1 protein-coding gene is annotated in these 315 nt (G+C 58.7%); it reads left to right on the forward strand.

Translation table 11 applies throughout. The features are described from left to right. A partial coding sequence (locus JYB63_RS23750) for a cadherin-like domain-containing protein (RefSeq protein WP_205660207.1) occupies positions 1-315 on the forward strand: 315 nt, incomplete at both ends.

The following is a 315-nucleotide window of genomic DNA, read 5'->3' on the forward strand; positions in this document are numbered from 1 at the left end:
ATCCGGTGACAGACTTAACGGCTGCCGATGACACCGCAACCACCGACGAAGACACGGCGGTGAATGGCACCGTAGCGGGTAACGACAGCACCACCAGTGGCGGGGCTCTGACCTATGCGGTGGCCAGCGGTGTAGCGAACGGCACGTTAGTCTTCAACACCGACGGTACGTATACCTATACGCCAAACGCGAACTTTAACGGCTCGGACAGCTTCACCTATACAGTGACCGATGCGGCCAGCGGCGAAACCGCAACTCAGACGGTAACGATCACGGTCAACCCTGTGACTGACTTAACGGCTGCCGATGACACGG

Origin of the sequence: Aliamphritea spongicola (assembly GCF_017051665.1) — a bacterium.
Classification (GTDB): Bacteria; Pseudomonadota; Gammaproteobacteria; order Pseudomonadales; family Balneatricaceae; genus Amphritea; species Amphritea spongicola.